General features: G+C 60.9%; 14 protein-coding genes, 2 tRNA genes and 1 pseudogene. 4 read left to right on the top strand and 13 right to left on the bottom strand.

Annotated elements, in window-relative coordinates; all coding sequences use genetic code 11:
• Positions 1-81 precede the first annotated feature (81 nt).
• From HRH33_RS03550 to HRH33_RS03535, 4 genes are all read left to right on the top strand, one after another.
• Positions 82-168, top strand: a tRNA-Leu gene (locus tag HRH33_RS03550).
• 176 nt (positions 169-344) lie between these two features.
• Positions 345-431, top strand: a tRNA-Leu gene (locus HRH33_RS03545).
• A gap of 144 nt (positions 432-575) precedes the next feature.
• Positions 576-1,601, top strand: a complete 1,026-nt coding sequence (locus tag HRH33_RS03540; RefSeq protein WP_034111524.1) for an extracellular solute-binding protein — start codon at positions 576-578, stop codon at positions 1,599-1,601.
• Positions 1,601-3,160, top strand: a complete 1,560-nt coding sequence (locus tag HRH33_RS03535) for an ABC transporter permease (RefSeq protein ID WP_123479549.1) — start codon at positions 1,601-1,603, stop codon at positions 3,158-3,160. Before HRH33_RS03540 ends, HRH33_RS03535 begins: the two co-directional genes overlap by 1 nt.
• A 50-nt stretch (positions 3,161-3,210) precedes the next feature.
• Here the strand turns inward: HRH33_RS03535 and HRH33_RS26610 are convergent, their stop codons facing one another.
• The 13 genes and pseudogenes from HRH33_RS26610 to HRH33_RS03475 form a co-directional block, all read right to left on the bottom strand.
• Positions 3,211-3,915: a methyl-accepting chemotaxis protein gene (locus tag HRH33_RS26610; RefSeq protein WP_371918512.1), complete on the bottom strand. Its 705-nt coding sequence runs from the start codon at positions 3,913-3,915 to the stop codon at positions 3,211-3,213.
• A gap of 201 nt (positions 3,916-4,116) precedes the next feature.
• Positions 4,117-4,170, bottom strand: a pseudogene (locus HRH33_RS26605) (hypothetical protein); the annotation flags it as partial.
• A 1,115-nt stretch (positions 4,171-5,285) separates the two neighbouring features.
• Complete coding sequence (locus tag HRH33_RS03525) at positions 5,286-6,575, bottom strand: adenylosuccinate synthase (RefSeq protein WP_034095609.1); 1,290 nt, start codon at positions 6,573-6,575, stop codon at positions 5,286-5,288.
• 54 nt (positions 6,576-6,629) lie between these two features.
• Positions 6,630-7,817, bottom strand: coding sequence for an ATP phosphoribosyltransferase regulatory subunit (locus HRH33_RS03520; protein WP_034136657.1), 1,188 nt, complete (start codon positions 7,815-7,817; stop codon positions 6,630-6,632).
• 292 nt (positions 7,818-8,109) lie between these two features.
• On the bottom strand, positions 8,110-8,976 hold the full coding sequence (hflC, locus tag HRH33_RS03515) for a protease modulator HflC (protein ID WP_034095607.1): 867 nt from the start codon (positions 8,974-8,976) through the stop codon (positions 8,110-8,112).
• Positions 8,976-10,151 (bottom strand): FtsH protease activity modulator HflK, encoded by a 1,176-nt coding sequence (gene hflK, locus HRH33_RS03510; protein ID WP_034136656.1) that lies wholly within the window; start codon positions 10,149-10,151, stop codon positions 8,976-8,978. The genes hflC and hflK overlap by 1 nt, the downstream gene beginning before the upstream one ends.
• Positions 10,152-10,247: 96 nt before the next feature.
• Positions 10,248-11,549: a ribosome rescue GTPase HflX gene (gene hflX / locus HRH33_RS03505; RefSeq protein ID WP_034095605.1), complete on the bottom strand. Its 1,302-nt coding sequence runs from the start codon at positions 11,547-11,549 to the stop codon at positions 10,248-10,250.
• A 12-nt stretch (positions 11,550-11,561) separates the two neighbouring features.
• Positions 11,562-11,822, bottom strand: coding sequence for an RNA chaperone Hfq (hfq, locus tag HRH33_RS03500; RefSeq protein WP_034095604.1), 261 nt, complete (start codon positions 11,820-11,822; stop codon positions 11,562-11,564).
• Between the two features lie 92 nt (positions 11,823-11,914).
• On the bottom strand, positions 11,915-12,886 hold the full coding sequence (miaA, locus tag HRH33_RS03495; RefSeq protein ID WP_167416799.1) for a tRNA (adenosine(37)-N6)-dimethylallyltransferase MiaA: 972 nt from the start codon (positions 12,884-12,886) through the stop codon (positions 11,915-11,917).
• Positions 12,886-14,799: a DNA mismatch repair endonuclease MutL gene (gene mutL / locus HRH33_RS03490; protein ID WP_167416798.1), complete on the bottom strand. Its 1,914-nt coding sequence runs from the start codon at positions 14,797-14,799 to the stop codon at positions 12,886-12,888. Before mutL ends, miaA begins: the two co-directional genes overlap by 1 nt.
• Positions 14,799-16,220 carry an N-acetylmuramoyl-L-alanine amidase gene (locus HRH33_RS03485; RefSeq protein ID WP_034095601.1) on the bottom strand — a complete coding sequence of 474 codons (1,422 nt, stop codon included), beginning with the start codon at positions 16,218-16,220 and terminating at the stop codon, positions 14,799-14,801. The genes mutL and HRH33_RS03485 overlap by 1 nt, the downstream gene beginning before the upstream one ends.
• A gap of 15 nt (positions 16,221-16,235) precedes the next feature.
• The gene (tsaE, locus tag HRH33_RS03480) at positions 16,236-16,706 is read right to left on the bottom strand and encodes a tRNA (adenosine(37)-N6)-threonylcarbamoyltransferase complex ATPase subunit type 1 TsaE (protein WP_034136653.1); all 471 of its coding nucleotides are present in this window, start codon (positions 16,704-16,706) and stop codon (positions 16,236-16,238) included.
• Complete coding sequence (locus HRH33_RS03475; RefSeq protein ID WP_167416797.1) at positions 16,694-17,554, bottom strand: NAD(P)H-hydrate dehydratase; 861 nt, start codon at positions 17,552-17,554, stop codon at positions 16,694-16,696. The genes tsaE and HRH33_RS03475 overlap by 13 nt, the downstream gene beginning before the upstream one ends.
• Positions 17,555-17,611: the final 57 nt, after the last annotated feature.

Raw genomic sequence — 17,611 nt, 5'->3', positions numbered from 1 at the left:
GTTTTTTCATGGCGGGGGTTTACAGGTCAAAAATCGCTCCGTATAGTGCGCGCCATCGACGCCGGCAACGTCGCAGATACTGCCCAGATGGTGAAATTGGTAGACACGCCAGCTTCAGGTGCTGGTGGCCGCAAGGCCGTGGAAGTTCGAGTCTTCTTCTGGGCACCAATTCAAAACTTGAGGTTCGCCTTGAGTCTCACAAAAACCCGCGAAAGCGGGTTTTTGCGTTACAGGCCTTTGATTTCTAACGAAAAACTTGATTTATATTTTTGAATCAGGGGTTTACAGATCAAAAAGCCCACCGTATAGTTCGCCCCATCAACGGCGGTAACGCTGCTGAGAATGCCCAGGTGGTGAAATTGGTAGACACGCCAGCTTCAGGTGCTGGTGACCTTACGGTCGTGGAAGTTCGAGTCTTCTCCTGGGCACCATATTCAGATCAAACCCGCGAAAGCGGGTTTTTTCGTTTCCGGGGCTTGAAAACTTTTCCCGCAATTGTCCCCTCACCCGCACTTGAGAAGTTTTATCGTTTATCCTTGCAATGATTTGTTGCACTCAAGTGAGGAAAACCCCGGATGATGATCCGCGATACCCGTCCCAAGACATCCCTTCTGCGTGGCCTGACCATCACTCTACTCGGCCTGACTCTGCTCTCCCCCACTGCCTATTCCGCCGACAAGGTCTCCCTGACCTTGTACAACGGCCAACACAAAGAAGTCGGCGACGAACTCGCCAAAGCCTTCGAAGCCAAGACAGGCATCCACGTCAATGTGCGCAAAGGCAGCAGCAACCAGCTGGCCAGCCAGGTCGTGGAAGAGGGCGAGCGCTCTCCCGCCGACGTGATCTACACCGAAGAATCCCCACCGCTGAACAAGCTCGGCGAGCAAGGCCTGCTGGCCAAGATCGACGCCAGCACCCTGGACGTGTTGCCCAAGGACTACGTGGGCAGCAATGGCGACTGGATGGGCGTAACCGCACGCACCCGCGTCGTGGCGTTCAACCCCAAGTTGATCGCCGAGAAAGACCTGCCCAAGTCGGTGCTGGATTTCGCCGGCCCCGAGTGGCAAGGCAAAGTCGGCTTTGTCCCCACCAGCGGCGCGTTCCAGGAACAAGCCGTGGCAATCATCAAGCTGCACGGCCGCGAAGCCGCCGAAGAATGGCTCACCGGCCTGCGCGCGTTCGGCAAGGTGTACAGCAACAACATGGTGGCACTGAAGGCGGTGGAAAACGGCGAAGTGGCCACGGTTCTGGTGAACAACTACTACTGGTTTGCCTTGAAGAAAGAAAAAACCAACCTCGACTCCCAACTGCATTACTTCACCGATGGCGACGCCGGCGGCCTGATCACCGTGTCCTCCGCTGCGGCGCTGAAGTCGAGCAAGCATCCCAAGGAAGCGCAGCAGCTGCTGGCGTTCATGGCCAGCGAAGAAGGCCAGCGCGTAATCACCAACACCTCGGCGGAATACCCACTACGCAAAGGTATGCAGTCCAATCGCGGGCTCAAGCCGTTCAACGAACTGCAACCGCCAAAAGTCACCCCCGCCGACCTGGGCAACGCCGAAGAAGCCCTGGAGCTGGAACGTGAAGTTGGCCTGAACTGATGAACCCATCGCTCCGCGCCATGGGCGGGGGATTCAGCCCTCGACGCAAGCGCCCTTCGATCTGGCTGCTGATTCCCGTGCTATTGCTGGTTGGCTTGAGCCTGTTGCCGCTGGCCTATGTGGGGCTGAAGGCCTGGGAGGCGGGCTGGGCGCAAGCGGTGCACCTGCTGTGGCGGCCTTACGTGTTCGGATTGCTGCGCAACACCTTGGCGCTGATGGTCGGTGTGACGCTGACCTGCGGTGTGATCGGCCTGTCCCTGGCGTGGCTGCTGGAACGCAGCAACCTGCGCGGGCGGCGTATCTGGGGCGTGATCCTGTGCCTGCCATTTGCCGTGCCGGCGTTTGTCAGCAGTTTCACCTGGGTGTCGCTGAGCGCCGACTTCGAGGGGCTGGGCGGGGCGATTCTGGTGATGAGCCTGTCCAAATACCCATTGGTGTTTCTGCCGGTGGCGGCAACGTTGCGTAACCTCGACCCGTCACTGGAAGAATCGGCGCGCACCCTGGGGCTGAATCGCTGGGGCATATTCCTGCGCGTCACGCTGCCGTTGTTATGGCCGTCCTTGCTGGCCGGGGCGCTGCTGATCGCATTGCATATGCTGGTGGAGTTCGGTGCGCTGTCGATCATCGGCCTACAGACGTTTACCACCGCGATCTATCAGCAATTCGAACTGGAATTCAGCAACGCCAATGCCGCGATGCTCTCGGCGGTGCTGCTGGTGATGTGCCTGACCCTGCTGTGGCTGGAGCTGCGCGTGCGTGGCAAAGGTCGACATGTGCGTATCGGCCAAGGCGCCGCGCGCCATGCCGAGCCGGTCAAACTTGGCAAGTGGGCGCCGCTGGGCCAGGTGTATTGCCTGGCGCTGGCGATCATTGGCAGCGGCATTCCCCTGGGGATGCTCGGCTATTGGTTGGCGGTAGGTTCGTCGGCGGCGTTTCCGCTGGCTGAAATCAGCGAGGCGCTGCTCTCCTCCTTGGCCCTGTCGCTGGGCGGCGCGGCGCTGTGCCTGGTGCTCGCGGTGCCGGTCGGGCTGCTGGTGGTGCGCTACAAGGGCCAATTGGCGATCTGGGCGGAACGCTTGCCCTACTTGCTGCACGCCCTGCCTGGGCTGGTGATTGCGCTGACGCTGGTGTACTTCGCCCTGCACTATGTGCCGGTGCTGTACCAGACTTCAGCGTTGCTGCTGATCGCGTATGCGCTGCTGTTCCTGCCACTGGCCCAGGCGCCGATCCGCACCGCGCTGAACAAGGCGGCACCGCAACTGGAAGAGGCCGCGCGCACGCTGGGGGCATCGTCATTCAGCGCGTTTTGCCGGGTAACCCTGCCGATCATCTTTCCGGCATTGGGCGCAGCGTTCGCACTGGTATTTCTCGATGCCATGAAAGAGCTGACCGCGACGCTGCTGCTCAGCCCGACCGGGCTGAATACGTTAGCGACAGCCGTGTGGGCGCACACCTCAAATGTGGAATTCGCGGCGGCGGCGCCTTATGCGGCGCTGTTGATCGTGGTGTCGGGGCTGCCGGTCTATTTGCTCACGACGCGGATGTATTTGAGTCGCTGAAAGCGTTATCGGGGGCAAGCCCCCTCCCACAGGTTGTACGGCAGGCAACGCTAAGCCCGAAACTGACCCAGACTCGCCTTCAACTGCGCAGCCAACCCATCCAACACCTTGCCGCTGGCGGTGGTTTCCACCACTGCCTGAGCGGCACGCTCGGCCTGGGCATGGATCACCTCGACCCGTCCACGCACGGCTTGGGCGCCTTTAGCCTGATGTTCAGCGGCACGAGTGGCCAGGCCAATCGCGGCGTGCACCTGCTCCACCGACGCCTGCACCGTCTGCTGCAAGCGCACGCTATCGCGCAGCACCAACAAACCCTCATTGGCTTGGCGACCGGCCTTGCCAATGGTTTCCACTGCCTCGCGAGCGCCCTGCTGCAACGCCACGATATGCGCCTGGATATCCCCAGTGGAGCTTTGAGTCTTGCTCGCCAAGGCGCGCACCTCATCCGCCACCACCGCAAAGCCGCGCCCGGTCTCGCCGGCCCGCGCAGCCTCGATGGCCGCGTTAAGCGCAAGCAGGTTGGTCTGCTCGGCAATGCCATGAATCACCGTCAACACCACCTCGATCTGCTCGCTCTGTTGCGCCAGACGCTCGATAACCTGCGCGCCCGCCTCGACCTGCCCAGCCAATGCCTCAATCAAGCTACCTACTTCGGCCGAAGTGCGTGAGTTCTGGTCCGTAGCCTGGCGGATATCCACCACCTGCTGCAAAGCAGCCTGCATAGCCTGGCTTTCGGCCTGAGCCTCGTCGGCCATTTCCGAGAGGGCACGCAGGCTTTCGGCCACTTCATCACGCTGCAAACCGGCTGCCGCATCGGCACCGGCATTACGCAAGGTCATCGCACCGATCTCAACCCCGGTACGCTGGGCCACATCGCCCGCCTCACGCACGATCGGTTGCAACTTATCCACAAAGCGATTAACCGCCGAGGCCATGTCGCCGATCTCGTCTTTGCTGCTGATTTGCACGCGCTTGGTGAGGTCACCTTCGCCCGCCGCCAGATCATCCATGGCCGCGATCAGCAACTTCAGACGATTGACCACGCGGCGCCCGAGCACCACCGCAATCAGCACCAGAACCCCCAGCCCCACCAACGCCAGGCCCATGCCGATGCGCCAGCGCAGCGTACCGGCCGCTTCCTGCACGGCATTGGTGGTATTGGCCGTCATCTGGGTGGCAGTGGCCTGCGCCGACTGCAACTTGGCGCCCATGGCGGCCGCGCTGTCAGCCGCCGCGCCCTTGAGGCTGTCGCCCACCAGTTGGTCGCCGCTGGCGATCAGGGCGGCAAAACGCTTATCCAACGCCTGCAGGTCGGCTTCCACCGAAGCGGTGGACACCCCCATCAGCACCTTGCCGATCTCCACGCCATTCGGACTGATGGACGCCTCAACGTAGTAAACCGACGGGTCGGTCTTGGCCGCATTGAGCACTTTGTCCAAGGCACGATCACCCTGGCCTTTTTCCAACAGCGCTTTGTTGATTGGGTTTTCGCGGTTCAGGTAACGCGTCAAATGCTCACCGGTCGCGTCGTCGTAGACCACGAACAACACGTTGGGATTGCGCTGAGCACGCCGGGCAAACTCGGACAAAGTCGGCACATCGCTGTCCCACATGGCCCGCGGCGCCACCGAAGCCAGCAGCTGCGCCATATCATTGGCGGAGTCTTGCAGGTCTTTTTCCAGGGTTGCGCGCAGTTGCTTCTGCTCTGCCTGCAAACGCGAAGACAAACCGCTGGTCAAGCGCTGACGCGTACTGGAGGACAGGCTGTCGAGACTGGAAGTGACTTCCTTCCCGGCTTGCGCCAGCTCGTTCGACAGTTTTTGACTGTCGATGCCTAGGCGGCTGCCCAGATCGGCTTCCAACGCCGTGACGGTGCTCCGCGTCAGCGCGACGGCCACCAGCACTTGCACCAAAAGGGCGATACCCAGGGTAACGAACACCGGGCGCAGCAATCGGCTTTGTAACAATGAAAGAACGGCAGACATCGGAAATTCCCTCCACCACGGGTGCCATTAATTTGATAGCACCGCGAAAGAAGGAAATACAGCAAGGGTCGTGCCGTTTGTTCGTTAGAAACGACAAAGGGCTCCCGAAGGAGCCCTTTGCGTTTTAGATCAACAGCTTATTAAGCGAACGGGTGACGCAGAACGATGGTTTCGTTGCGGTCAGGGCCCGTCGAAATAATGTCAATCGGTGCGCCGATCAGTTCTTCAACGCGTTTGATGTAGGCACGAGCATTGGCCGGCAGCTCTTCCAGGGACTTGGCGCCCACGGTCGACTCGGTCCAACCCGGCACTTCTTCGTACACAGGCTGCAGGCCTACGTAGCTGTCGGCATCAGTCGGCGCAACGTCGTTACCGTTTGCATCTTTGTAGCCGGTGCAGATGTTGATGGTTTCCAGACCATCGAGTACGTCCAGCTTGGTCAGGCAGATGCCCGAGATGCTGTTCACATCGATAGCGCGACGCAGGATAACGGCATCGAACCAGCCACAACGGCGAGCACGGCCGGTGGTTGCACCGAACTCATGGCCTTGTTTGGCCAGGTGCGCGCCTACTTCGTCGAACAGCTCAGTCGGGAATGGACCCGAACCGACGCGCGTGGTGTACGCCTTGGTGATGCCCAGGATGTAATCCAGGAACATTGGGCCCACGCCCGAACCGGTGGCAACGCCGCCAGCCGTGGTGTTGGAGCTGGTCACGTACGGGTAGGTGCCGTGGTCGATGTCCAGCAACGAACCTTGGGCACCTTCGAACATGATGTCCTTGCCGGCGCGACGCAGGTCGTGCAGCTCAGCCGTCACGTCCAGCATCAACGGCTTGAGCAGCTCAGCGTATTCTTTGCACTCGGCCAGGGTCTTGTCGAACTCGATGGCCGGCTCTTTGTAGTAACCGACCAGCATGAAGTTGTGGTAATCCACCAGTTCACGCAGCTTGTCTTCAAAGCGCGGCATGTTGAGCAGGTCGCCCACACGCAAGCCACGACGTGCAACCTTGTCTTCGTAGGCCGGGCCGATGCCACGACCGGTGGTGCCGATCTTCAGCTCGCCGCGGGCCTTTTCACGGGCCTGGTCCAGCGCGACGTGGAACGACAGGATCAGCGGGCAGGACGGGCTGATACGCAGGCGCTCGCGCACCGGTACGCCTTTCTCTTCCAGCTTGGTGATTTCCCGCAGCAGGGCGTCCGGTGCAACCACCACGCCGTTACCGATCAGGCACTGCACACCTTCGCGCAGCACGCCCGACGGGATCAGGTGCAAAACGGTTTTTTCGCCATCGATGACCAGGGTGTGGCCAGCGTTGTGACCACCTTGGTAGCGCACTACGGCGGCAGCATGTTCGGTCAGCAGATCAACGATCTTGCCTTTGCCCTCATCACCCCATTGGGTGCCCAGGACTACGACATTCTTACCCATAACACTTGTCCTCATTCGCGCAAACTTGGTGCCGGCGATGGCCGGCAGGAAAACTCAAGAAGCCAGTGGCGATACTTGCCAAAGCCCGTTCTGCAGAATCAATTGCCGGTCGCAGTCCGCTTCACGGGCGGCGGCCAATGGCTGCCCAGGCAATGCCTGGACGACACGCTGACCCTCACTGCGCAACTGGCAGACCTGCTGCCAGAGTGCTGCGTCCGTACTGTCGGGCATCCAGATGCCACCAGACGGCAGCTCGACCTCAGCACGCCCCAGGGTCACCAGGGTTTTTAAATCGGTGGAGAAGCCGGTGGCCGGACGCGCGCGACCGAAGTCGGCACCGATATCGTCATAACGACCGCCTTGGGCGATGGCCTGGCCAACGCCCGGAACAAACACCGCGAACACCACACCCGTGTGGTAGTGATAACCGCGCAGCTCGCCCAAATCGAAATACAGCGGCAACTGCGGGAAACGTGCCGACAACTGCTCGGCAATGGCCACCACATCATCCAATGCCGCCAAAACCGCCGCCGGCGCGCTCGCCAGTTGTTCACGGGCAGCCGAAAGCACTTCGCGGCCGCCACACAAGTTCACCAGCGCGCGTAGCATGCGGGCCAGATCGGCGGGCACACCTTCAGTCAGCGCGATGACTTCATCGATGGCCTTGCGCTGCAAGGCATCGAACAACTGTTGCTCCACTTCACCAGACAAACCGGCCGCACGGGCCAAGCCGCGGTAGATACCGACGTGGCCCAGGTCCATGTGCACATCCGGGACGTCAGCCAGTTGCAGCATGGCCAGCATCAAACTGATGACTTCCACGTCGCTGCTCGGGCTGGCGTCGCCGTACAGCTCGGCGCCCAGTTGGATCGGGCTACGGGAAGACGACAAGGCGCGGGGCTTCGCATGCAGTACGCTGCCGGCGTAGCACAGGCGGTTCGGGCCTTCGCGACGCAGGGTGTGTGCGTCGATGCGCGCCACCTGCGGCGTGATGTCGGCACGGAATCCCATCTGCCGACCCGACTGCGGATCGATAACCTTGAAGGTGCGCAGATCCAGGTCCTGGCCCGCGCCGGTCAGCAGGGATTCGAGGTACTCGATATGAGGGGTTACGACAAAGTCATAACCCCAGCTCTGGAACAGATCCAACACCTGGCGGCGCGCTACTTCGATGCGCGCAGCTTCCGGTGGCAGTACTTCTTCGATGCCATCTGGCAGCAGCCAGCGGTCTACCGTTGCCATTACGCCATTCCCCTTTGATCCGGGCGGCCAGCCCTCGGCCGAGCCTTGAGTGAAGCAGAAAATGCCCGCCGCCTGCATAAACCACGCGCAAGAGCGACGTGACGAACGGCCTGCCAGCGGCCTCGTCGGGCACTTTCCTCGAAAAACCTGTCACGCCTGCCGAATCAAACATGCAGACGCAAAAAAGCCGGGAATTTCCCGGCTGCCGCATCATACACCCGTTTTCTGAAAGGATCACCCCGCCAGGCGTTTTACCCGCCCGACGGAGTGTGCCCTACGCAGTCACAGGCGCTTACTTGGCTTTTTCCAGGTAGCGAAAGAAATCGCTGCTTGGGTCCAGCACCATGACGTCGGTTTTGTTGGCGAAGCTTTCACGGTAGGCACGCAGGCTGCGATAGAACGCGTAGAACTCCTGATCCTGACCGTAGGCCTTGGCGTAGATCGCCGCAGCTTGAGCGTCGCCATCACCACGGGCCTCTTCAGACTCGCGATAGGCTTCGGCCAGCAGTACACGACGCTGACGATCGGCATCCGCGCGGATACCTTCGGCCAACTCGTTACCCTTGGCGCGATGCTCACGCGCTTCACGCTCACGCTCGGTGCTCATACGCTCGAACACGCTGCGGTTTACTTCCTTCGGCAGGTCGATGGCCTTGACCCGAACATCGATCACTTCGATGCCCAGCTCTTTTTCCGCCATCTTGTTCAGCGAAGCCGTGATATCCGCCATCAGCGCATCACGCTCACCGGACACCACCTCGTGCAGGGTGCGCTTACCAAACTGGTCACGCAGGCCCGATTCCAGACGACGCGACAAACGTTCGTCGGCAATCTGCTTGAGACCGGAAGTTGCGGTGTAGAAGCGCTCGGCGTCCTTGACGCGCCACTTGGCGTAGGCGTCAACCATCACGGCTTTCTTTTCCAGGGTCAGGAAGCGCTGTGTCGGTGCATCCAGAGTCATCAGGCGTGCATCGAACTTGCGCACCTGGTTGACGTAGGGGACTTTCACATGCAGACCCGGCTGGACATCCGCCTGGACCACGCGACCGAATTGCAGCAGCACCGCACGCTCGGTCTGAGCCACGATGTAGAAGCAGTTCCAGGCAGCGATGACCACGACGACACCCACAATCAGGGCGGTCAGCGATTTATTGCTCATCAACGACTCTCCCTGGTACGTGTTTGCTGTTGCAGCAAGTCAGCAGCCGCACGGGCGCTCGCTTCATTGGCAGCGGCATTGGAACCGGTAGACGGCGCGCTGGTGCTGCTACGACCACCTTCGATCATCTTGTCCAGCGGCAGGTAAAGCAGATTGTTCTGCCCGCCCTTGCTGCCGGTCACGAGAACCTTGCTGGTATTGCTGAAAACTTCCTGCATGGTGTCCAGGTACAGACGCTCGCGGGTAACCTCCGGCGCCTTACGGTACTCGGCCACCAGCTTGGTGAAGCGATCGGCCTCACCCTTGGCGCGAGACACTACTTCGTCGCGATAACCGTTGGCATCTTCGATGATGCGCTGAGCTTGACCGCGGGCTTCCGGCACGACGCCGTTGGCGTAGGTTTCAGCCTGGTTGCGCGAACGCTGTTCGTCCTCACGGGCACGGATCACGTCGTCGAAGGCTTCTTGCACCTCACGCGGTGCCGCTGCGCTCTGTACGTTCACCTGGGTGACGGTGATACCGGTGCGGTAGGTATCGAGGAACCGTTGCAGGCGCTCCTTGATCTCGCTGGCCATCAGCTCACGACCTTCGGTGAGCACCTGATCCATGGCGGTGGAGCCCACCACATGGCGCAGTGCACTTTCGGTTGCGTGTTGCAGGCTGATTTCCGGCTGATCAACGTTCAGCACGAAGTCCTGCAGGTTGCTGATCTTGTACTGCACGGTCAGCGGCACTTCGACGATATTCTCGTCTTCGGTCAGCATCTGGCCCTGCTTGGTGTAGGCACGCTCACGCGTGACGTTCTCCATGTACTTCTTGTCGATCGGCGGGAAATAGATATTCAGGCCCGGACCAACAGTCTCGTAGTACTTGCCGAAGCGCAGCACCACGGCCTGCTCCTGCTCGTCCACCACGTAGACCGCGCTGTACAGCCAGACAGCCGCCAGCACCACAAGGCCCAAGCCGAGCAGGCCGTAACCACCGCCCTTGCCCGTGCGACCGCCGTCGTCACCACCACGTTTTTTTCCACCACCGAACAACCCATTCAGGCTTTCCTGCAGCTTTCGGAAGGCCTCGTCGAGATCTGGTGGCCCCTTGCGGTCGCCATTATTGCGGCGCTTACCACCCCAAGGATCCTGATTATTCGAGTTGCCACCCGGCTCATTCCAAGCCATAGCGCTCTCCATCTGATAAAGCAAAGACGCACCCACGGCGCGCCGACCAATGCTACAGAATGCCTGCTACTGCGGCACAACCGCTTTCGGAGGCTTTTATTGCAAAGTGTGTTGTTCGATGAACTCTGTCGGCACCACACCTTCACGACTGACCAGCCGATTCAGCTCCGAGCGCGGCAATCGAACGGCCAGCAAGCTCACACCTTCTTCATCGTGTTCTTCTTTCTGTACCGCGCCCAGCTCGAAAAACTGTGCACGCAGTCGAGCAAAACGCTGGGGCAAGCGCAAGGTGCCGACGAACAAATCACTGCCGAGCAACTCGGCAATCGCTTGTTCAAGCAGCTCCAGGCCACTGCCATCGCGCGCCGACAGCCAGACCCGCTGGGGCTTGCCGTTCTCATCGCGCTGGATTTGCGGCTCCACGCCTTCAAGCAAATCGAGTTTGTTATAGACCTCGAGGATCGGCAAGTCCTGGGCACCAATCTCGCCCAGCACCAGCATCACCTGCTCGATCTGCAACATGCGGTCCGGCTCGGCCGCATCGATTACATGCAGCAGCAAGTCGGAATTGCTCGACTCTTCGAGCGTAGACCTAAATGCCTCGACCAGCTTGTGCGGCAAGTGACGAATAAAACCCACGGTATCGGCCAACACGATCGGCCCCAGGTCGGCCAGATCCAGACGACGCAAAGTAGGGTCGAGGGTGGCGAACAGTTGGTCCGCCGCGTACACGTCGGACTTGGTCACGTTGTTGAATAGCGTGGACTTGCCGGCGTTGGTGTAGCCCACCAGAGACACGGTAGGAATATCCGCACGCGAACGCCCACGGCGCGACTGCTCGCGCTGGCTGCGGACTTTCTCCAGCCGCCCCTTGATCTGACGCAGGCGAACCCGCAGCAGACGGCGGTCGGTTTCGAGTTGGGTTTCACCCGGCCCACGCATGCCGATACCGCCACCCTGACGCTCAAGGTGAGTCCAGCCGCGCACCAGACGCGTACTCATATGGTCAAGCTGGGCCAATTCGACCTGAAGCTTACCTTCATGGGTGCGGGCGCGCTGGGCGAAGATATCGAGAATCAGACCGGTGCGGTCAATCACGCGACACTCGAAAACACGTTCGAGGTTACGTTCCTGACTGGGCGTGAGGGTGTGATTGAAGATCACCAGATCGGCTTCTTCGGCGTGAACCAGGTCGCGCAATTCCTCGACCTTGCCGCTGCCGATCAGGTATTTGGCGGTTGGCCGATGACGCGGCACGTTAAAAAACGCAACGGTCTCGGCGCCGGCCGAATTTGCCAGTTCCTGAAACTCCTGCGGATCTTCGCGCGCCTCAGGGTCCTGTCCATCCAAGTGAACGAGGATTACTCGCTCACCACCACCGTGGCGCTCAAAGAACAAAGGAGACTCCTATCAGGCGTTACCTGGCTCAGCGTCAGCTTGCTCGTCACCCGCTGCGCTAGGCAGGCGGATTGGGCGAACAGGGACGACTGTTGAGATAGCGTGTTTGTAAACCATCTGGCTGACGGTGTTTTTCAACAGGATCACGAACTGGTCGAACGACTCAATCGTACCTTGCAACTTGATACCGTTGACCAGATAAATGGAAACCCCCACTTTCTCTTTACGTAAGGTATTCAAGTAAGGGTCTTGTAGCGAATGCCCTTTTGACATGTGCCGCACTCCTTTAAGGATCAATAATAAAAATCGGAAAATAGAAAGCTTTAACCGTCACACCCCCAAGGATAGACGGCAATTGCAAGGACTCAGCTCAATATGGAGACCGTTCCCAAGTATTTCAAGGCGCGTGACAGATTGTCGCTGTCCAGGCTGTCCAGCCAGTGCAAATCGCTCCAACTGCGCAACCAGGTGAACTGGCGTTTCGCCAATTGGCGCGTGGCGATGATGCCGCGCACCTGCATTTCGGCTGACGTCAGCTTGCCATCCAGATGATCCCAGACTTGGCGATAGCCTACAGCACGTATCGAAGGCAACCCTGGATGCAGGTCACCTCTGGAACGCAGTGCTACGACCTCTTCCACAAACCCCTGTTCCAACATAATTGTGAATCTTTGTGCAATTCGTTCATGCAGCACCTGGCGATTTGCCGGAGCGATGGCCAGATTGGCCACAGTATAGGGCAATTGTGACTGCCCAGATGCGCCTGCATCAGCACTTTGCGCAGATTGTCGCTGCCGATGCTCGGTCATGGTCAGCCCGCTGACACGCCAGACTTCCAGGGCGCGCGTCAGGCGCTGAGGGTCATTAGGATGAATGCGCGCCGCCGACACCGGATCTACCGCTGCCAACTGATCATGCAGGGCTTGCCAGCCAAGGCGTGCAGCCTCGTCTTCAAGCCCGGCACGCACCTGAGGGTCCGCTGGCGGCATATCCGCCAGACCTTCCTGCAAAGCCTTGTAATAGAGCATCGTGCCGCCCACCAGCAGGGGAATATTGCCCCGTGCGGTGATCTCAGCCATGGCGGCCAGGGCATCGGTGCGAAAATCCGCCGCCGAATAACTCTCGGCGGGGTCAATGATGTCGATCAGCCGGTGCGGATGCTGCGCGAGCAACGCCTTGGAGGGCTTGGCCGTGCCGATGTCCATGTCCCGGTAAACCAGGGCAGAGTCGACGCTGATCAACTCGCATGGCAGCACCTTGGTCAGCTCGATAGCGAGATCGGTCTTACCGGCGGCCGTGGGGCCCATCAGGAAGATTGCGGGGGGCAAGGCACTCATCAACGACCGCGCAGGAACAGTTTGTCCAGATCGTCCAGGCCCATCTGGGTCCAGGTCGGTCGGCCATGGTTGCACTGCCCGCTGCGCTCGGTGTTTTCCATGTCGCGCAGTAGCCCGTTCATTTCCGGCAACGCCAGGCGGCGGTTGGCGCGGATGGCACCATGGCAGGCCATGGTGCCCAGCAATTCGTTGATGTGGGCCTGAATACGGTCGCTGGTGCCGTACTCCATCAGGTCCGCCAACACATCGGCGACCAGCCGGTTGGCCTCGGCCTGCTTGAGCAGCGCAGGGATCTGCCGGATCGCAAGGGTTTCCGGCCCCAGACGCTGCAGCTCAAAGCCCAGCTTCTGGAAAACCTCGTGATGCTCTTCGGCGCAATCGGCCTCACGCTGGCTGACCGCCAGGGATTCGGGCACTAGCAACGGCTGGCCGCTGAGACCTTCGCTGGCCATGGCGACCTTTAGCCGCTCATACATGATCCGCTCATGGGCGGCGTGCATATCGACCAGCACCAGGCCATGGGCGTTTTCCGCCAGGATGTAGATACCTTTGAGCTGCGCCAACGCATAACCCAGCGGCGGAATATCACCGCCGCCTTCGGGCAAGGCCGCCGCACTCGGCTGTGCGCCCGGCAGCGGCGCGAAGAATTCGCGATAAGCGGCCTGAGCTTCGGCCACCGGCACCGCTGACTGCGGACGCGGTGTGTATTGATATTGATAACCCGCACCCGAGCCAGCGTTCGGTGCTGTGTAAGCCGGCTGCGGTTGCGGCGATTGCAGCAGGTTGCCTGCCAGGCTCATTTCGCCCTGGGGGCCGAATTCACCGGCCTCGGGCCCACTTGGCCGCACCACCGCGGTTACGATTGGCGCCGCCAGTTGGTCATCCGGGCGCACATCGCCCAGCGCGCGGTGCAACGTGCCATAAAGGAAGTCGTGCACCATGCGCCCATCACGGAAACGCACTTCGTGTTTGGTCGGGTGCACGTTGACGTCCACCACCGACGGGTCGACCTCGAAAAACAGCACAAACGTCGGATGCCGCCCATTGAACAGCACGTCGCGATAAGCCTGGCGCACCGCGTGGGCCACCAATTTGTCGCGCACCGCGCGGCCATTCACAAAGAAATACTGCAAATCCGCCTGGCTGCGGGAGAAAGTCGGCAAGCCCACCCAGCCCCACAGACGCAAGCCGTTGCGCTCGATTTCGATCGGCAGCGCCTGCTCCAGGAAGCCCGCGCCGCACACCGCCGCGACTCGACGCGCACGGGCGGCGTCATCACTGGCTTCGTGCAGGCTGAGAATGGTCTTGCCGTTGTGGCGCAGGTGAAACGCCACATCGAAACGCGCCAGGGCCAGGCGTTTGATGACTTCCTGCAGGTGATCGAATTCGGTTTTTTCGGCTTTGAGGAATTTGCGCCGCGCCGGGGTGTTGAAGAACAAATCGCGCACTTCCACCGAGGTGCCCACCGGATGCGCCGCCGGCTGGACTCGGGGCGCCATGTCGCGCCCTTCGGTTTCCACTTGCCAGGCCTGATCGGCGCTGCGGGTGCGCGAGGTCAACGTCAGGCGCGCTACGGAGCTGATGGACGCCAGGGCCTCACCGCGAAAGCCCAGGCTCATCACCCGTTCAAGGTCTTCCAGATCGCGAATTTTGCTGGTGGCGTGACGGGCCAGGGCCAGCGGCAGGTCGTCGGAGGAAATACCGCTGCCGTCGTCACGTACGCGCAGGAGTTTTACACCGCCCTGCTCCACATCCACATCGATGCGCTTGGCACCGGAGTCGATGCTGTTTTCCAGCAACTCCTTGATCACCGATGCCGGTCGTTCCACCACTTCGCCCGCAGCGATCTGGTTGGCCAGGCGCGGGCTGAGCAATTCAATGCGCGACCCGCTGGTGAGGTTTGATTCGCTCATTACTGTGCCGCCAATTCTGTGCCTGGGATGGTCAACACCTGGCCGACTTTCAACTCATCGGTTTTCAGGTTGTTCGCATTGCGCAAGGTCGCGGGCGATACCTGGAAACGCACCGCCAGCATGGCCAGGGTATCGCCGGGCTGTACGCGATGATCACGCGGGCCTTGGGCGATCTTGCCGGAGTCACGCAGCCAGGCGATATAAGTGCCAGGAGGCGGGTTCTGCTGGAAGAACTGGCGCACGCCAGCGCTGATGGAACGTGCCAGTGCCTGCTGGTGGCTGGCGCTGGCCAGTTTGGACGCTTCGTTGGCGTTGGAGATAAAGCCAGTCTCCACCAGGATCGACGGAATATCCGGCGACTTCAACACCATGAACCCCGCCTGTTCTACACGCTGTTTGTGCAACGACGTGACGCGCCCAATGTTGCTCAATACTTTCTGGCCGACGTTCAGGCTGGACGTCAGGGAGGCCGTCATCGACAGGTCCAATAGTACGCCAGCGAGCATTTTGTCCTTGTCGTCCAGGGACACATTGCCAGCTCCGCCGATCAGGTCGGACCGGTTTTCACTGTCGGCCAGCCAGCGCGCGGTCTCGGACGTGGCACCACGGTCCGACAGCGCGAACACCGAAGCACCGAAGGCGGCCGTCGACGGCGCGGCGTCGGCGTGGATCGACACGAACAGGTCGGCGCCCTTCTTACGCGCAATTTCGGTACGGCCGCGCAACGGGATGAAATAGTCGCCGGTGCGGGTCAGTTCCGCACGGTAGCCTTTCATGCCATTGACCTGGCGCTGCAACTCGCGGGCGATGGCCAGTACCACGTCTTTTTCATGCTGACCACGCGAGCCGGATGCGCCCGGGTCTTCACCACCGTGGCCAGCGTCGATGACCACGATGATGTCGCGCTTGCCGGCCGGGGCTGGCGGCGGCGGTGGCAGCTTGACCTGAGGCTGCGAAGGGTTGACCGGCACCGCCGGTACAGTTGCCACGCTCGGGGTCGGCGCGGGCGGCGGCGCGGCGTCGGCGGCGTTGTCAAACAGGTCGACCACCAGTCGGTTGCCGTACTGAGCATTCGGCGCCAGGGAGAAACTCTTGGGCGTCACGACTTTTTTCAGGTCGATAACCACGCGCAGATCGGTCGGCGTACGCTGTGCCGAGCGCATGGCGGTAATCGGGGTATTGGCGGTGGAGACTTTCAGCGGCGCGGCCAGGGTCGCACCATTGATGTCGATCACCAGGCGATCAGGCGCCGTCAGGGTAAAGACGCTGTGCTGGACCGGCCCAGACAGGTCGAACACCAGTCGCGTGTTATCCGGCGCTCGCCACAGGCGCACACTCTTTACCTGTGAAGCAGCCAGAGCATTGACAGTCATTGCCGCAAGCAACACCCCTACGACAGCAACCAACGCGCGAAAGCGCATACCTAACCCCACCAATTATTTGAATTCCAAAGCCAAAGCGGCACACCACGACTCGGCGCGCGCGCTCTGGGGCAACAACTTCAGCTGACGTCCATGCTCATGCGGCGTAATGGTAATGGTCAGGTCCGGCTTTGGCAAAAAGCCTGCACCTTTATCTGGCCATTCGATCAGGCATAAAGCATCTTCATCGAAGTAATCACGGATACCCATGAACTCCAATTCTTCAGGGTCCACCAGGCGATAAAGATCGAAGTGAAAGGCACGCACCGCGCCAATCTCGTAGGGCTCCACCAGTGTGAACGTCGGGCTTTTTACCGCCCCCTGATGGCCCAATCCCCGAATAATCCCACGGGACAGCGTGGTCTTGCCGGCCCCCAGGTCACCCTCCAGGAAAACCAGACCGTTGCCGGCCGTCAGTTGCGCAAGGCGATGGCCCAACGCAACCATGGCGTCTTCATCGGCCAGAAAAAGAATTACTTCAGGCACGGTGACTGCTCCTCCAGCAATTGACGAATGGCGGGGATCAGGTCACTGGCGGCGAGCCCGCGACCCAAGGTGCCCTGTCGTTCCCCAGCCGTTGCGTGCAGCCAAACGGCCAGGCAACTGGCCTCGTACGCGGGTATGCCCTGAGCCAGCAAGGCCCCGACCAGGCCTGCCAATACATCGCCCAGCCCTGCGGTGGCCATGGCCGGATGGCCTTGATCGCAGCGGGAAACGCGCCCATCCGGGCAGGCAATCAAACTGCCTGCACCCTTAAGAATGGCGACGGCATTGAATTTCAGACTCAACGCGCGCGCTACCTTAAGACGGTCGGCCTGAACGTCGGCTGTCGAGATCCCCAACAGTCGCGCCGCTTCGCCCGGGTGCGGGGTGATAACGCAGTTGGCCGGCAGGCTTACACCGCCGTCGGCCAGTTGATTCAACGCGTCGGCGTCCCACACCTGCGGCTGGCGGGCATTGGCCGCGACAGACAACAGACTTTTGCCCCAACTGGCAGCACCCAGGCCAGGCCCAATGACGATCACCGAGATCTTTTCCAGCAAGCCCATCAGTTGGTTGGCAGAACTGACGCCAAGGGTCATGACTTCCGGCAAACGGGCCAGCGCCGCGGGCACGTGCTCAAGGCGCGTGGCCAGAGACACCATGCCCGCACCACTGCGCAAGGCACTTTCAGCGCTCAGTAGCGCGGCGCCGCCAAAACCAAGGTCGCCGCCGATCACCAGCAGGTGGCCGAACTGGCCTTTATGGGCGTCAGCGGAACGCGCAGCCAGTGTCGGCAAATGGCCGGGCAACAGTGGCTGAACGTCGGTTATTTCGTGTTTTGTCTGCGGCATGCGTCTTCAAGCTCCGATGTCTGGCAGAATTATACGCATCTAACCTGTGGTTTCCCG

The organism is Pseudomonas rhodesiae, from assembly GCF_013285305.1.
Taxonomy (GTDB): domain Bacteria; phylum Pseudomonadota; class Gammaproteobacteria; order Pseudomonadales; family Pseudomonadaceae; genus Aquipseudomonas; species Aquipseudomonas rhodesiae.
Note: the sequence above shows the minus strand (reverse complement) of the source record. Positions and strands in the feature narration are given on the sequence as shown.